Below are 13,889 nucleotides of genomic sequence, written 5' to 3' on the forward strand. Positions count from 1 at the left end.
CGCCCGATGGTGGAGGTGTCAAAAGTGCGTTAGGAGGTGTTAAGACGGCGTCAAGATCGGCCCCGACGGCCTCGGGGCGCATGTGAGATGGGTGAGTACCGCACGACGGCGCAGGCCGTTGTCGTGCACTGATCACCAGCTCACGAGAAACCGAGGCCCCACCGTATGGATGCCCCCTTCGCCGATCTCCTCTTCCTCCTGCTCGCCCTCGCGACGATCGCCGGACTCGTCGCCCTCGCGAAGGTCTTCGAGAAGGTCACCGCCGAGAGCGCGAGAACCGCGCGCGCCGCCGACCCGACCACCCCCGGCACCCAGCCGGGCGCAGGTTCCCCCGGCTTCCAGCCGGGAGCAGGCTCCCCCGGCTCCCAGCCGACCACCCCCGGCACCACGGGGGAGGCCCGCGCATGACCTGGCTGACCGGCATCACTCAGATCCTCCTGGTCCTCGGCCTCCTCGCGGCCGTGCACGTGCCCTTCGGCAACTACATGGCCGGGGTGTTCCTCTCGACCAAGGACACCAAGGCCGAATCGCTCTTCTACCGGCTCACCGGCGTCGACCCGAACTCCGAGCAGCGGTGGAAGACCTACTTCCTCTCCGTCCTCGGCTTCTCGCTCGTCTCCATCGCGCTCCTCTACGGTCTGCTCCGCCTCCAGGAGTTCCTGCCGCTGTCCAACGGCAAGACCGCGGTCGCGCCCGACCAGGCGTTCAACACCGCGATCTCCTTCGTCACGAACACGAACTGGCAGTCCTACTCCGGTGAGGCGACGATGGGCTTCCTCACGCAGATGGCCGGACTCGCGGTGCAGAACTTCGTCTCCGCCGCCGTCGGCATCGCCGTGGCCGTCGCCCTCATCCGCGGCCTTGCGCGTCAGCGCTCACTGTTCATCGGCAACTTCTGGGTCGATCTCACCCGCACCGTCATGCGCATCCTCCTGCCGATCTCCGTGATCTTCGCGATCCTCTACATCGGCCTCGGCGTCATCGACAACCTCACCCCCGATCAGGTGGTGCGCACGGTCGCAGGCGGTGCCGAGGCCACGCAGACGATCCCGGGCGGACCGGACGCCAGCCAGGAGGTCATCAAGCACCTCGGCACGAACGGCGGCGGCTTCTTCAACGCGAACTCCGCGCACCCGCTCTCAGCCCCGAACGCGCTGGTCAACCTCGCCAACATCTTCCTCATCCTCCTCATCCCCTCCGCCCTGCCGCGCACCTTCGGCGTCATGGTCGGCAGCCGGAAGCACGGGTGGGCCATCCTCGGGGTCATGGCCACGTTCTTCGTCCTCTCGCTCACCGCCGTCATCCTCACCGAGACGACCCTGTCCACCCCGGCCACCGTTGCCGCCGGGGCCGCGATGGAGGGGCGGGAGACCCGCTTCGGCATCATCCCCTCGGCCTTCTTCGCGGTGTCGACGACCCTGACCTCGACCGGTGCCGTCGACTCGTTCCACTCGAGCTACTCGGGGATCGGCGGTGGGGTGCTCATGCTCAACATGATGCTCGGCGAGATCGCCCCCGGCGGGGTCGGCTCGGGCCTCTACGGCATGCTCGTCGTCGCGATCGTCGCGGTCTTCGTCTGCGGCCTCATGGTCGGCCGGACCCCGGAGTTCCTCGGCAAGCGGATCGGCCGCACGGAGATCACGCTCGCCTCCGCGGTCATTCTCATCACCCCCACCCTCGTCCTCGCGGGCACAGCCGTGGCGACGATGTGGCCGGGTGCTGCGGACTCGATCCTCAACACCGGCAGCCCCCACGGCCTGTCCGAGATCCTCTACGCCTTCACCTCGGCGGCGAACAACAACGGATCCGCGTTCGCCGGGCTGAATGCGAACACGGCGTTCTTCAACACCGCCCTGGGCCTGGCCATGCTCATCGGCCGGCTCGCCCCGATCTGCGCGGTCCTCGCCCTGGCCGGTGCGTTCGCCGCCCAATCCACCGCCGAGGCGACCCCCGGCACCCTGCCCACCCACCGACCCCTGTTCGTCGGGGTCACCGTCGGCGTCGGACTCATCGTCAGCGCCCTGACGTTCCTGCCCGTCCTCGCCCTCGGCCCGATCAACGAAGGACTCCTCTGAGATGAAGACCGACCTGTCCACCACCTCCACGCCCCACCTCGTCGAGGACACCCCGACGCCCCCGTCCGGCGCAGACCACCAGACCACGCCTGCCCCGCGGCCGACGAGCACGGGCCGTTCGATCACCCTGCCCGCCCTCGCCCAGGCCGCACTGATCGGGCTGAGGAAGTTCGACCCCAGGGTCGCCTGGCGCAACCCCGTGATGTTCCTCGTCGAGATCGGCGCAGTCGTCACCCTCGTCCTCGCGATCGCCGACCCCACCCCGTTCACGTGGGCGATCAGCGTGTGGCTGTTCCTCACCTGCGTCTTCGCCAACACCGCCGAGGCGCTCGCCGAAGGCCGAGGCAAGGCGCAGGCCGACTCCCTGCGGGCGAGCCGGGTGAGCGCGAACGCGACCCGCATCCTGCCCGGCGGCACCCGAGAGACGATCCCCGCCTCCCAGCTGCGGGCCGGGGACACCGTGCTCGTGACCGCCGGTGAGGTCATCCCCGGCGACGGCGACGTCATCGAAGGGGCAGCGACCGTCGACGAGTCCGCGATCACCGGCGAATCCGCGCCTGTCATCCGGGAGGCCGGCGGGGACCGGTGCGCGGTGACCGGGGGGACGAAGGTGCTCTCCGATTCGATCACCGTCTCCGTCACCGCGAGCCCCGGGGAGTCCTTCCTCGACAAGATGATCGCGATGGTCGAAGGCGCGAGCCGGCAGAAGACCCCCAACGAGGTGGCCCTCGGCGTCTTCCTCTCCGTGCTCACCCTCATCTTCATCCTCGTCGTCGCCACCCTCGCCCCGATCGCGGCGTTCTCCGGCGCCCCGCAGTCGCTGACCGTGCTCATCGCCCTCCTCGTCTGCCTCATCCCGACGACGATCGGGGCGCTGCTCTCGGCGATCGGCATCGCCGGCATGGACCGGCTCGTCGCCGCGAACGTGCTCGCGAAGTCCGGTCGCGCCGTCGAGGCCGCCGGCGACGTCTCGACCCTGCTGCTCGACAAGACCGGGACGATCACGATGGGCGACCGGCAGGCCACCGACTTCGTTCCCTTCGGGGGCACCACCGATGAGCAGATCGCCGAGGCGGCCCGCCTGTCCTCCCTGGCCGACGAGACCCCGGAGGGGCGGTCCGTCGTCGCCCTGGCCGAAGGCGAGTTCCGCATCGACGCAGCCGGACTCGAGGCCTTCCCCGACGCCGAGTTCATCCCGTTCTCCGCCTCAACCCGGCTCTCAGGCATCGTCCTCCCCGGTCAGGCGGGTGCCGGGTCCCGCACGGTCGTCAAGGGGGCGGCCCGGGAGGTCATCGCGTGGGCGATCGACCGCGGTGCGGACATCCCCGCCGAGGCGAGTGCTGAGGTCGAACGCATCAACACGGGAGGCGGCACCGCCCTCCTCGTCGCCGAAGCCGTCGACAGCGCCGCCGACACGACCGCCGCGAACGGCACCGCCCTCCTCGTCGCCGAAGCCGCCGAGAAATCCTCGGCCCGGGTCCTCGGGGTCATCGACCTCCGCGACATCGTCAAGCCGGGCATGGCCGAGCGCTTCGCGCAGCTGCGGGCCATGGGCATCCGGACGGTGATGATCACCGGGGACAACGAACTCACGGCCCGGTCGATCGCGAAGGAGGCCGGGGTCGACGACTATCTCGCCGAGGCCACGCCCGAGGACAAGCTCGCCCTCATCCGGTCCGAGCAGGCGGGCGGTCGGATGGTCGCGATGACCGGGGACGGGACGAACGATGCGCCCGCGCTCGCGCAGGCCGACGTCGGGGTCGCGATGAACACCGGCACGACCGCGGCGAAGGAGGCCGGCAACCTCGTCGACCTCGATTCGGATCCGACGAAGCTCATCGACATCGTCCAGGTCGGCAAGCAGCTGCTCATCACCCGGGGTGCGCTGACGACGTTCTCGATCGCCAACGACGTCGCGAAGTACTTCGCGATCGTGCCCGCGATGTTCCTCCTCGCGTTCCCCGGACTCGGGGCGCTCAACATCATGGGCCTGCACAGCCCGGAGTCGGCGATCCTCTCCGCGGTGATCTTCAATGCGCTCATCATCCTCGCTCTCATCCCCGTCGCCCTGCGCGGGGTGCGGTTCAGGGCCGCGACCGCCTCGGCGCTGCTGGGCAAGAACCTGCTCGTCTTCGGGCTCGGCGGACTCATCGTCCCCTTCATCGGGATCAAACTCATCGACCTCGTCATCAGCCCCTTCCTCTGACCGGTCACCACACCCCCGTCCGCGGCGGCCGGGTCTCACGCCGCCGCGGCGCCCCATCAAACCCGCATCCGCACCTCACAGTCAGGACCTCCCATGCTCATCCGTCAGGCCTTCACCGGGCTCCGGGCCCTCCTCGTCTTCACCCTCCTCCTCGGCCTCGCCTACCCGCTGGCGATGGTGCTCATCGCCACAGTCGTGCCCAGCCAGGACTCGGCGATCCGGAACGCCGACGGCGTGGTCGTCGGCTCTGCGCTCATGGCCCAACCGGTCACCGGCGACGACTGGTTCTACCCCCGGCCGTCCGCCGGGGACTACGACGGACTGTCCTCGGGCGGGTCGAACCTTGCGGCGACGAACCCCGAACTCGTCACCGCGATTACCACGCGGAGGGCTGAGATCGCCGAGCGCGAAGGCGTCGATGAGGCCTCGATCCCCGCGGATGCGGTGACCGCTTCGGCGTCCGGCCTCGATCCGGAAATCAGTCCTGAGTATGCTCGACTGCAGATCACTCGGGTCGCCAGGGAGACCGGGCTGAGCAGGGAGGAAGTCGAGACGATGGTCGAAGCCAACACGAAGCAGCCGCTGCTGGGCTTCATCGGCGTGCCCCGCGTCAACGTCGTCACCCTCAACAACGACCTTGCGAACAACACCGGCGCCCGCATCGACCTCGCGGATCCCCAGAACTGATGGGCACACCTCGGCGGGGGAAGCTCACGGTCTTCCTCGGGTACGCACCCGGAGTCGGCAAGACCGTCGCGATGCTCGAAGCCGCCGCCGGGGCCAGGGACGCAGGCCGGGACGTCGTCGTCGGCATCGTCGAGGACCACGGCCGCGCCCACACGGCCGCCCTCGCGCAGGGATTCGAGACCCTCGACCGCGCCCAGGTGCCCTACCAGGGGCGGACCTTCGAGGAGCTCGACGCCGAGGCGGTGATCCAGCGGGCCCCGGAACTCGTCGTCGTCGACGAACTCGCCCACACGAACGTGCCCGGTTCGGGGGAGCGGGAGAAGCGCTGGGAGGACGTCGCGGCGATCCTGGCCGCAGGCATCGACGTGTTCACGACCGTGAACATCCAGCACCTCGAATCCCTAGGCGACGTCGTCGGGTCGATCATCGGCCGCGTCCAGCACGAACGGGTCCCCGACCCGTTCCTCCGCACCGCCGATGAGATCGAACTCGTCGACATCTCCCCGGTCGCCCTGCGCGCCCGCCTGTCCGAGGGCAACATCTACGCCGCGGCGAAGGTCGATGCGGCGATGTCGAACTACTTCCGCCTCGGCAACCTCACCGCGCTGCGCGAACTCGCGCTGCTGTGGTTGGCCGACCGCGTCGACGAAGGCCTCGAGGAGTACCGGGACGCCAAGGGCATCCGCGACACGTGGGCCGCCCGCGACCGCATCATCGTCGCCGTCACCGGCGGGGCCGAATCGGTCACCCTCATCCGCCGCGGCCTGCGCATCGCCGGGCGGGTGGCCGGGCGCGAACTCCTCGTCGTCCACGTCGTCGAACCCGACGGCACCCGTTCGGCCACGGCCCCTGACCTCATGCGGGCCCGCGAACTCGCCGAGGGCAACAACGCGACCTGGCACACCGTCGTCGGCGACGACGTCGCGAAGGCCCTCGTCGAGTTCGCCCGCACCGTCAACGCCTCCCAGATCGTCCTCGGCGTCTCCCGCACCCCCTGGTACGGCCGCATCTTCGGTCCCGGCGTCGCCGGCCGCGTCATCAGCACCGCCGCCGACATCGACGTCCACATGGTCACCCACGCCCAGGCCGCCCGCGTGTGGCGGCCCAGCCGGGAGACCCGGCCGGCCAACCCGATCTCGAAGGTGCGCCGGATCGCAGGCTGGGTCATCGGTGCGCTCGCCCCCTTGGCGCTCACCGCCCTGTTCATCTCGCTCGGCCCCGGGGCGGCGTCGCTGAGCATGAACTTCCTCAGCTTCATCACCGTCGTCGTCATCGTCGCCCTCATCGGCGGACTGTGGCCGGCACTCATGACCGCGCTGCTCGGCACCGCGCTCATCAACTGGTTCTTCACCCTGCCCATCGGCTCGTTCACGATCGCCGAGGTCGAGAACATCGTCGCGCTCATCATCTTCATCGCCGTCGCCGTGGCCGTCGCCACCGTCGTCGACCTTGCCGCCCGCCGGTCGCGGCAGGCCCAGGCCGCCGAACACGAGGGCTCGGTGCTCAGCGAACTCGCCCGGTCGATGATCGCCGAGGGCGACAGCCCCGACTCGATGGTCGAGAACATCCGCACGACCTTCGTCCTCGACGGCGTGGCCGTGCTGACGAAGGATGAGGCCGGTGCGTGGGCGGTGACCGCCTCGGCGGGGGAGCCGGTGACCACGCGGGCCGAGGCGACCGAGACCTTCGACCTCGACGACGACACCGCCCTGATCCTCAAGGGCCAGCCGCTCAGCGCCGGCGAACAGCGGATCCTCGACGCCTATGCGGGCCGGCTGCTCCGTGTCCTCACCGAATCCGAACTCGCCGCGACCCGCTCGCGGGCCCGGGAGCTGTCGGCCGGCAATGCCGTGCGCACGGCGCTGCTCACCGCGGTCTCCCATGACCTGCGCACCCCGCTCGGGGCGATCAAGGCCGCCGCCTCGACGCTCATGCTCGAGGAGATCGAGCTCAGCCCCGAGGACGAACGGCTCATGCTCGCCACCATCGACAACGGCACCCAACGGCTGGAGAAGCTCATCGACAACCTCCTCGACATGAGCCGCATCCAGTCCGGTGCGGTGACGATCTCGACATCCCCGGTGCCCGTGGCCGATCTCGTCTCCTCCGCCCTCGCCGAGGTGGGGGTCGACGAGGTGCCGAACGACGTCACCGTCGACATCGAACCTGATGCGTGGGTCGACGTCGACTTCGGGCTGCTCGAACGGGTGCTCGTCAACATCGTCGAGAACTCGCTCAAATACGGTGGGGGAGCGCCGGTGACGATCGATGCCTCGACCGGCGCCGAGGCGGTCTACCTGCGGATCGCCGACTCCGGTCCCGGGGTGAGCGACGAAGCCCTGGAGACGATCTTCACCCCGTTCACCCGCCTCGATGAGTCGAATGCGAAAGGACTGGGCCTCGGGATGGCCGTGGCACTGGGGCTGTGCCGGGCGATGGGCATCGACCTGACCGCCGAGCACACTCCCGGCGGCGGGTTCACCGCGGTGCTCACCTTCCCCCGGTGCGCACAGACCGCCTCGGCGGACGGTGTTGACCCCGCACCGGCGGAGAACGACATGATCGGCAGGGTCCCGGGAGCCGCCTCGGCGAGAGACGACGAACTGCCGGCAGGAGCCGATGACGAACTGCCGGCAGGGGGACGGGGCCGATGAAACGAGTGCTCATCGTCGAGGACGACACGGATATCGCCACGGCTGTGGGGATCGGTCTGCAGGCGAAGGGACATGAGGTCGTCGTCGCCGGCACCGGTCGGCGGATGAACGAGGTGCTCAGCGAGTCCGAGATCGACGTCATCCTCCTCGACCTCGGGCTGCCCGACGTCGACGGGATGGAGCTCATCGCCCAGGTGCGGCGGTGGAGCGAGGTTCCTATCGTCGTCGTCTCGGCCCGGCACGATTCGCACGGGAAGATCGCGGCCCTCGACGCGGGTGCCGATGACTATGTGACGAAGCCGTTCTCGCTCGGCGAAGTGCTCGCCCGGTTGCGGGCGATCGAACGGCGCACGGGGAAGACGGGGGAGACCGGTCTCGTGCGCACGGCCGATGGTCGCGTCGTCATCGACCTCGCCGCCCACCTCCTCGAGGTCGAGGGCGAACCGGTGCACCTCACCCCGATCGAGTGGAAGATGCTCGAGGTCTTCGTCAAGCACAAGGGCGCGCTCGTCGAAGCGCAGACCCTGCTCACCGAGGTGTGGGGGCCGGAGTTCGGCAAGGAACGGAACTACCTGCGCGTCTACATGTCGCAGCTGCGGTCCAAACTCGAAGCCGACCCCGCCCGCCCGCAGTACCTTCATACGCAGATGGGCATCGGGTACCGCTTCACGCCGTAGGTGTCGAAGCGCCTGAGCGCGGGACGCTGGCTGGCCCCGCAGCGCCGCCGCCTAGTCCGCGATCCGGGCCCGACGGCGATCCTTCTCGATGCGAACCTCGTGGCTCGACCGTGAGGGGTTGAGCAGTTTGAGGAGGGTGAGGGCGAGGATCGCGCCGAGCACCGCGCATCCGGCGGGCAGGAGCATCGCGGTGTGGGCCCCGTAGTGGTCGATGAGGTTGCCGGCGATCGCCGAACCGAACGCGACACCGAAGCCCAGGGACGTGCCTAGCCACGCGAAGGCCTCGGTCAGCCGCCTCGGCGGGGCGAGCTGCTGGATGACGGAGTTCGCGCCGACGAGGCTCGGGGCGATCGTGAAGCCGACGACGAAGAGGATGAGCCCGAAGGTGAACATGTCACGGGCGAGCAGCATCGTGCACGTGCCGATGGCCAGCAGGGACACCGTGACCCCGAAGCGGTGGTGGGTCGCGGAGTTCCAGTTCCGCGCCCCGTAGATCGTGCCGGAGATGAGCGAACCGAGGGCGAAGGCGCTGAGCAGGAAGCCGGCGAAGGACTTCACCCCCTGTTCGTCGGAGAACGCGACGGCGATGACGTCGATGGCGCCGAAGTTCACGCCGAGGAAGACGTTGACGATGATGATCGTGAAGATCCCCGGGTTGGAGAAGACGTGGCCCTTCGCCTCGGTGGAGCGTTCGATCGGTGGGGGTTCGGTCGTCTTCTGGATGTAGAGCAGCGCCGATCCCACACCGGCGGAGATCATCGAGAGGATGATGCCGGCAGGCGGCCACACGGCGGTGGCGAGCACCGTGGCGAGCACGGGTCCGGAGACGAAGAGGAGCTCATCGGCCACGGACTCCCAGGAGAACGCCGTCTGCAGCTGGTTGGGTGTGGTGACCAGATGCGACCAGCGCGAGCGCACGAGCGAACCGACGGAGCCGACGGTGGCGCCGCCGATGCCGGCGAAGACGAAGGTGAAGCCGACCCACCAGTCGAGGTAGACGGAGACGATGAGCAGGGTCAGGGCGATGAGGTGGACGATGACGATCGGCACCATGACCTTCGCCTGGCCGCGACGGTCGACGAGGCGCGCGATCCCGGGACCTGCAAGGGCTTGGACGATCATGTACACGGCGGCGACGATGCCTGCCAGGCCGTACGAACCGGTGACGCCTTGGATGAAAAGGACGATCCCGAGTCCGAGGACAGCGATCGGCATTCGTGCAACAAGACCTGCCAAGGAGAACTTGAGAGCACCGGGAAGCGACAGAATTTCCCGATAATTTTTGAACATCAGACGAGTCTATCCCCGCAGGCGCGGCCCGCAAGCGCGAACCCGGGCGGATGAGCGGCATCTCACCACCGGCTTCTTCTCACCTTCGCTTTCCACCGCCTCGGCGAGCCCACAAGCGGCCCTGTCATCAGGGGCGGAGCCGGTCACGCCAGCATCCGCCGCAGGTCACCGGCGCGTCACGCGACCCCTATACAATGGGCGGGATTGCTCATTTCTCCCCGACGGCCAGCGTGCCGCCCCGAACCCCTCCCGGAGTGCCGATGACGGACAACAGCTCGTTCGATGACATCTTCGACAACCAGAACGACGAGCCGCAGCGGCCCCGCCGCAAGAAGAAGCGCGTGTGGCGCAAGGTCCTCGTCGGTGTCCTCGTCGTCGTCGTTCTCGGCGTGCTCGGCGTCGGCGTCTACCTGTGGAACGTCGGCCGGACCTTCGACGACAAGGCCAACCAGCTCAGTGACGAGCAGGTCTTCGGCACCCAGTCGCCCACGGCCAACAAGCAGGAGGGCGGGACGAACATCCTCCTCCTCGGCTCCGACGAGCCGATGAAGAACGTCGACGTCAACTCCTCCCGCGGGCTGCGGTCGGACTCGATCATGGTCATGCACCTGCCGGAGAACGGCTCGAACGTCCAGGTCATGTCGATCCCGCGTGACAGCTGGGTGAACATCGAGGGCCAGGGCAAGGCGAAGATCAACGCGGCACTGTCCTACGGCGGTCTGCCGCTGGCGGTGAAGACGGTCTCGGACTTCATCGGCACCCCCATCGACCATGTCGCGATCATCGACTTCCAGGGGTTCAAGGGACTCACCGACAGCCTCGGCGGGGTCCGGGTCAACTCCGAGCAGGCGTTCACGCAGAACGGCTACACGTTCACCAAGGGCGAGAACCTCCTCAACGGCGACCAGGCCCTGACCTTCGTCCGCGAGCGCAAGAAGTTCAAGGACGGCGACTTCCAGCGCGCCCGCAACCAGCAGGCGTTCATCAAGGGACTCGTCAGCGAGCTCATCTCCGCCGACACCCTGTCGAACCCGAAGAAGATCCAGGACATGGTCACGCAGTTCGCGCCGTACATGTACGTCGACTCCGGGCTCAACGCCCAGTACATCTCGTCGACGGCGTTCGCGATGCGCGACGTCCGTCCCAGCGACATCCAGTTCTTCACCGCCCCGACCGCCGGTGTCGGCCGGTCTGCCGACGGTCAGTCGATCGTCAACGTCGACCAGGCCGAGCTGAAGAAGGTCCAGGACGCGTTCAAGAACGACACCCTCGCCGAGTACGTCAAGAACGCTCCCGAAGCGCATCTCTGACCGGTCCGGCTACGACCGTCGCCGAGGCGGTCCCGTCCGGGCCGTCGACGCGCAGTGACAGCAGAACCCCGTCCCAGGTGATCCTGGGGCGGGGTTCTGCTGTGTGCTGCGGTATCCGCTCAGCCTCGCCGAGGCGGTCTGTCAGTTCGTTCTGTTCAGGTAGAAGATGAAGGTGCGGGTGCGCGATCTTCTGGTTCGTGTCCGGCCCAAAGTTCCAGGCGAGCCGGTATCCACGAGACTCGGGGCCCAAGCTGCGCGAAGTGGGTGATGGCCAGACAGTCGTCATCTTCGAAGATGATCTCGGCCTCAAACGAGTCAAACAGATGAGGCGAAGTACCGCTGATGTGTCGAGCGCAGAGTCTCTTCATCTCGGCTCGTGAGAACAGCCAATTCCCAATCGGAACCGAAGTGAGTTTCAGCCAGCTCCATACGCCGTCGGACTGCGTCCTTGGACTCACCGAACTTCTCCAGAACCACAAGCTCAGCGGTGCGCTTGTTATAGGCGAGGACGAATTTAGTCATCACGGTCCCCTCTCACTATCGCGAGCAGCCTTTGCTCCATGTCCTGCAACGCCCGCAGGATCGGCTCCTCGCCCTTCTTGTTTTCATTGTACGTGGACGCCAGGATCTCGCGTGTGGCTTCCTCGACTGATTCGGAAAAGTGAGACATGTAGCTGAGACGGTTCAAGTGACCCTCGAACCCTGCGATGGTCCGTGATTCTTGCAGCATCGACTCTACGAGGATTCGACCAGGAGCATTTGACGGCATCTCTCCGTAGCGGATCTCTCGTCCCACAATCATCGCGAGAAGTTCATACGCGTTGGCCCATGCACTCTGAAGCTTTGTTCGAAGCTGAATTTCGCATCGGCCCGCCGGATACTTGGTCAAGACGTGTACCGCACGATACCCACTGTGTTCGCCTCCACGCAGATCTTTGATGAAGACGTTCGCATCACCAACCTCGTCGCGAATTGTGGCCGCGACCGAATCAGCGAACGCAGTTTGCACCGAAAGAGACATATCGGCGTCGATGCGAACCCCTGCCAAGTCGCCGATGTTCTGCAATGGAGTCGAGCGATCTCGCCGGAGTTTTTCGATCAAAGTGCCAACTGTCTTTGGACGCGATGTTCCGGGCGCCGCTGCCAATCCCAGTGGCGACCAATCGAGGCCCTCGAGGTGCTGAAGGACATCGCCCGAGAAGTCGAGGTACCACGCGAGTACCTCCTCGTAATCCGGTGCCCTGCTTGGGGGCGTTGTTCCATCCCGGAGCGCCTTCCCGAGCGCCCTGAGGTCGTTCTGAGACCAAGGTGGCGTCTGCAACCGAGGTGGATTGGCCATTTCGCAACTATAACCGGATGATCATCTGGCCTAGGGGCTTCGCGTGGCCGCAATCGGAATTCCTCCCAGACACCGCGAACCCCGTCCCAGGTGATCCTGGGGCGGGGTTCTGCTGTGTGCTGCGGCATCCGCTCAGCCGCGCCGAGGCGGGGCCGAGGTCATGCCTCCGTCGATGCCGGTGCAGCCGGTGCCTGCCGCGGTGCCGGCTTGCGGACGAACCAGCTGCCGACGACGGCGATGAGGGAGAGCGCGGCCCCGGCGAGGAACGCCGTGGACACACCGTTCGCCTCGGCCACGACCGGTCCCGCCCCCGAACCGGACGCTGCCACCGTGCCCAGACTGAGAACGGTGATGAACAGTGCCGTGTCGATGGCGCCGGCGACCTGCTGGATCGCGCCGACCGTGGCCGAACCGTGCGAGTACAGCTGCGAAGGCAGCGACCCGAGCGCCGAGGTGAGCAGCGGCGTCATCATCATCGCCACTCCCAACGACAGGCCCACGTGCCCGAGGAGGACGAACCATGCAGGGCTCGTCTCGTCGAGTCCGGTGAGCGCCCAGAGCACGGCACTGGCGATGAGCGCGCCGGGGATGACGAGCGGACGCGGACCGAACCGGTCGAAGAGCCGCCCGACGAGAGGCGCGGCCAGGCCCATGGCGAGACCGCCGGGCAGAAGCATGAGACCCGTGGTCACGGCGTCCTCGGCGAGGACGTTCTGCAGGTAGATCGGCAGCAGAATGATCGAACCGAACATCGCCGCCATCATGACGACGACGAGGCCGATCGCCAGCGCGAACGTCCGCGACCGGAACACCCGCAGATCGAGCAGCGCTCGATCCTCCCGCTGCAGGACGAGCTGGCGCCAGACGAAGAGTCCGAGGCCGAGTACGCCGAGGGCCAGAGCCGTCACCGCGACGGGAACCATGCCGGGGTCTGCCGACCCGAGGGTGCTGAACCCGTAGACGAGACCGCCGAAGCCCAGAGCCGTCAGCGGCAGTGAGACCCAGTCGAGCGGAGCCGTGGTCGTCTCGCCGACGTTGCGCAGGCGCAGGGCACCGACGACCATCATGAGAACCGCGACGGGCAGGATGATCCAGAAGAGGAACGGCCAGGACAGAGTGCTGAGGATGAGGCCGGAGAGCGTCGGGCCGAGTGCCGGGGCGACGGCCATGACGATCGTGATCCGCCCCATGAAGCGGCCGCGTTCGGACTCGGGGACGACGGTCATGATCGTCGTCATGAGCAGCGGCATCATCATCGCGGTGCCCGAGGCCTGGATGACGCGGGCGACGAGGAGGACGGAGAACTCGGGCGCGAGGGCTCCGAGCAGTGTGCCGGCGGTGAAGAGGCTCATCGCCAGGAGGAACACCTGCCGGGTCGTCAAGCGCCTGAGCAGGAAGCCGGTGGTCGGGATGACCACGGCCATCGTGAGCATGAATGCCGTCGTCGTCCATTGGGCGACGCTGAGAGTGACGTCCAAGTCGGTGACGAGGTGCGGGATCGCCACACCCATGACCGTCTCGTTGAGAAGGGTGACAAAGGCGGCGCCGAGGAGGAGCCAGATCACGCCCGTGCCACCGGACCCGGGAGCGGACTCCCGGGTCCGGACCGGGGCGGGCGCCGCCTCGGCGAGGTCAGTGGATCTGCGCATCG

11 protein-coding genes are annotated in these 13,889 nt (G+C 67.6%); 7 read left to right on the top strand and 4 right to left on the bottom strand.

Features of this window, described 5'->3' with window-relative positions; genetic code table 11:
* Positions 1-165 precede the first annotated feature (165 nt).
* The 6 genes from AAHA49_RS13505 to AAHA49_RS13530 all read left to right on the top strand — a co-directional run bounded on the left by AAHA49_RS13505 (position 166) and on the right by AAHA49_RS13530 (position 8,299).
* A complete protein-coding gene (locus tag AAHA49_RS13505) occupies positions 166-408 on the top strand; it encodes a hypothetical protein (RefSeq protein ID WP_342038646.1) in 243 nt (80 codons plus the stop codon).
* The gene (kdpA, locus tag AAHA49_RS13510; RefSeq protein WP_342038647.1) at positions 405-2,075 is read left to right on the top strand and encodes a potassium-transporting ATPase subunit KdpA; all 1,671 of its coding nucleotides are present in this window, start codon (positions 405-407) and stop codon (positions 2,073-2,075) included. Before AAHA49_RS13505 ends, kdpA begins: the two co-directional genes overlap by 4 nt.
* 1 nt (position 2,076) lies before the next feature.
* Complete coding sequence (kdpB, locus tag AAHA49_RS13515; RefSeq protein WP_342038648.1) at positions 2,077-4,281, top strand: potassium-transporting ATPase subunit KdpB; 2,205 nt, start codon at positions 2,077-2,079, stop codon at positions 4,279-4,281.
* A 93-nt stretch (positions 4,282-4,374) separates the two neighbouring features.
* Positions 4,375-4,968 (top strand): potassium-transporting ATPase subunit KdpC, encoded by a 594-nt coding sequence (kdpC, locus tag AAHA49_RS13520; protein ID WP_342038649.1) that lies wholly within the window; start codon positions 4,375-4,377, stop codon positions 4,966-4,968.
* The gene (locus AAHA49_RS13525) at positions 4,968-7,622 is read left to right on the top strand and encodes a DUF4118 domain-containing protein (protein WP_342038650.1); all 2,655 of its coding nucleotides are present in this window, start codon (positions 4,968-4,970) and stop codon (positions 7,620-7,622) included. The genes kdpC and AAHA49_RS13525 overlap by 1 nt, the downstream gene beginning before the upstream one ends.
* The gene (locus AAHA49_RS13530; protein ID WP_211978255.1) at positions 7,619-8,299 is read left to right on the top strand and encodes a response regulator; all 681 of its coding nucleotides are present in this window, start codon (positions 7,619-7,621) and stop codon (positions 8,297-8,299) included. Before AAHA49_RS13525 ends, AAHA49_RS13530 begins: the two co-directional genes overlap by 4 nt.
* 51 nt (positions 8,300-8,350) lie before the next feature.
* Here AAHA49_RS13530 and AAHA49_RS13535 read toward each other — a convergent pair whose 3' ends face one another.
* Positions 8,351-9,589, bottom strand: coding sequence for an MFS transporter (locus AAHA49_RS13535; protein WP_339393375.1), 1,239 nt, complete (start codon positions 9,587-9,589; stop codon positions 8,351-8,353).
* A 260-nt stretch (positions 9,590-9,849) separates the two neighbouring features.
* Between AAHA49_RS13535 and AAHA49_RS13540 the strand changes: the two genes are divergently transcribed.
* Positions 9,850-10,899 (top strand): LCP family protein, encoded by a 1,050-nt coding sequence (locus tag AAHA49_RS13540; RefSeq protein ID WP_342038651.1) that lies wholly within the window; start codon positions 9,850-9,852, stop codon positions 10,897-10,899.
* A 315-nt stretch (positions 10,900-11,214) separates the two neighbouring features.
* Here AAHA49_RS13540 and AAHA49_RS13545 read toward each other — a convergent pair whose 3' ends face one another.
* The 3 genes from AAHA49_RS13545 to AAHA49_RS13555 form a co-directional block, all read right to left on the bottom strand.
* A complete protein-coding gene (locus AAHA49_RS13545) occupies positions 11,215-11,421 on the bottom strand; it encodes a hypothetical protein (protein WP_009377306.1) in 207 nt (68 codons plus the stop codon).
* Positions 11,414-12,238: a nucleotidyltransferase family protein gene (locus tag AAHA49_RS13550; RefSeq protein ID WP_342038652.1), complete on the bottom strand. Its 825-nt coding sequence runs from the start codon at positions 12,236-12,238 to the stop codon at positions 11,414-11,416. The genes AAHA49_RS13545 and AAHA49_RS13550 overlap by 8 nt, the downstream gene beginning before the upstream one ends.
* A 158-nt stretch (positions 12,239-12,396) precedes the next feature.
* Positions 12,397-13,887 carry an MDR family MFS transporter gene (locus AAHA49_RS13555; protein WP_342038653.1) on the bottom strand — a complete coding sequence of 497 codons (1,491 nt, stop codon included), beginning with the start codon at positions 13,885-13,887 and terminating at the stop codon, positions 12,397-12,399.
* Between the last annotated feature and the right edge of the window lie 2 nt (positions 13,888-13,889).

Source organism: Brevibacterium ammoniilyticum, assembly GCF_038429965.1.
GTDB lineage: Bacteria > Actinomycetota > Actinomycetes > Actinomycetales > Brevibacteriaceae > Brevibacterium > Brevibacterium ammoniilyticum.

Excerpts from the sequence above, each read along its gene's own strand:
- AAHA49_RS13505 (WP_342038646.1), top strand. The coding sequence starts at position 166 with ATGGATGCCCCCTTCGCCGATCTCCTCTTCCTCCTGCTCGCCCTCGCG.
- kdpA (WP_342038647.1), top strand. The coding sequence starts at position 405 with ATGACCTGGCTGACCGGCATCACTCAGATCCTCCTGGTCCTCGGCCTC.
- kdpB (WP_342038648.1), top strand. The coding sequence starts at position 2,077 with ATGAAGACCGACCTGTCCACCACCTCCACGCCCCACCTCGTCGAGGAC.
- kdpC (WP_342038649.1), top strand. The coding sequence starts at position 4,375 with ATGCTCATCCGTCAGGCCTTCACCGGGCTCCGGGCCCTCCTCGTCTTC.
- AAHA49_RS13525 (WP_342038650.1), top strand. The coding sequence starts at position 4,968 with ATGGGCACACCTCGGCGGGGGAAGCTCACGGTCTTCCTCGGGTACGCA.
- AAHA49_RS13530 (WP_211978255.1), top strand. The coding sequence starts at position 7,619 with ATGAAACGAGTGCTCATCGTCGAGGACGACACGGATATCGCCACGGCT.
- AAHA49_RS13535 (WP_339393375.1), bottom strand. The coding sequence starts at position 9,589 with ATGTTCAAAAATTATCGGGAAATTCTGTCGCTTCCCGGTGCTCTCAAG.
- AAHA49_RS13540 (WP_342038651.1), top strand. The coding sequence starts at position 9,850 with ATGACGGACAACAGCTCGTTCGATGACATCTTCGACAACCAGAACGAC.
- AAHA49_RS13545 (WP_009377306.1), bottom strand. The coding sequence starts at position 11,421 with ATGACTAAATTCGTCCTCGCCTATAACAAGCGCACCGCTGAGCTTGTG.
- AAHA49_RS13550 (WP_342038652.1), bottom strand. The coding sequence starts at position 12,238 with ATGGCCAATCCACCTCGGTTGCAGACGCCACCTTGGTCTCAGAACGAC.
- AAHA49_RS13555 (WP_342038653.1), bottom strand. The coding sequence starts at position 13,887 with ATGCGCAGATCCACTGACCTCGCCGAGGCGGCGCCCGCCCCGGTCCGG.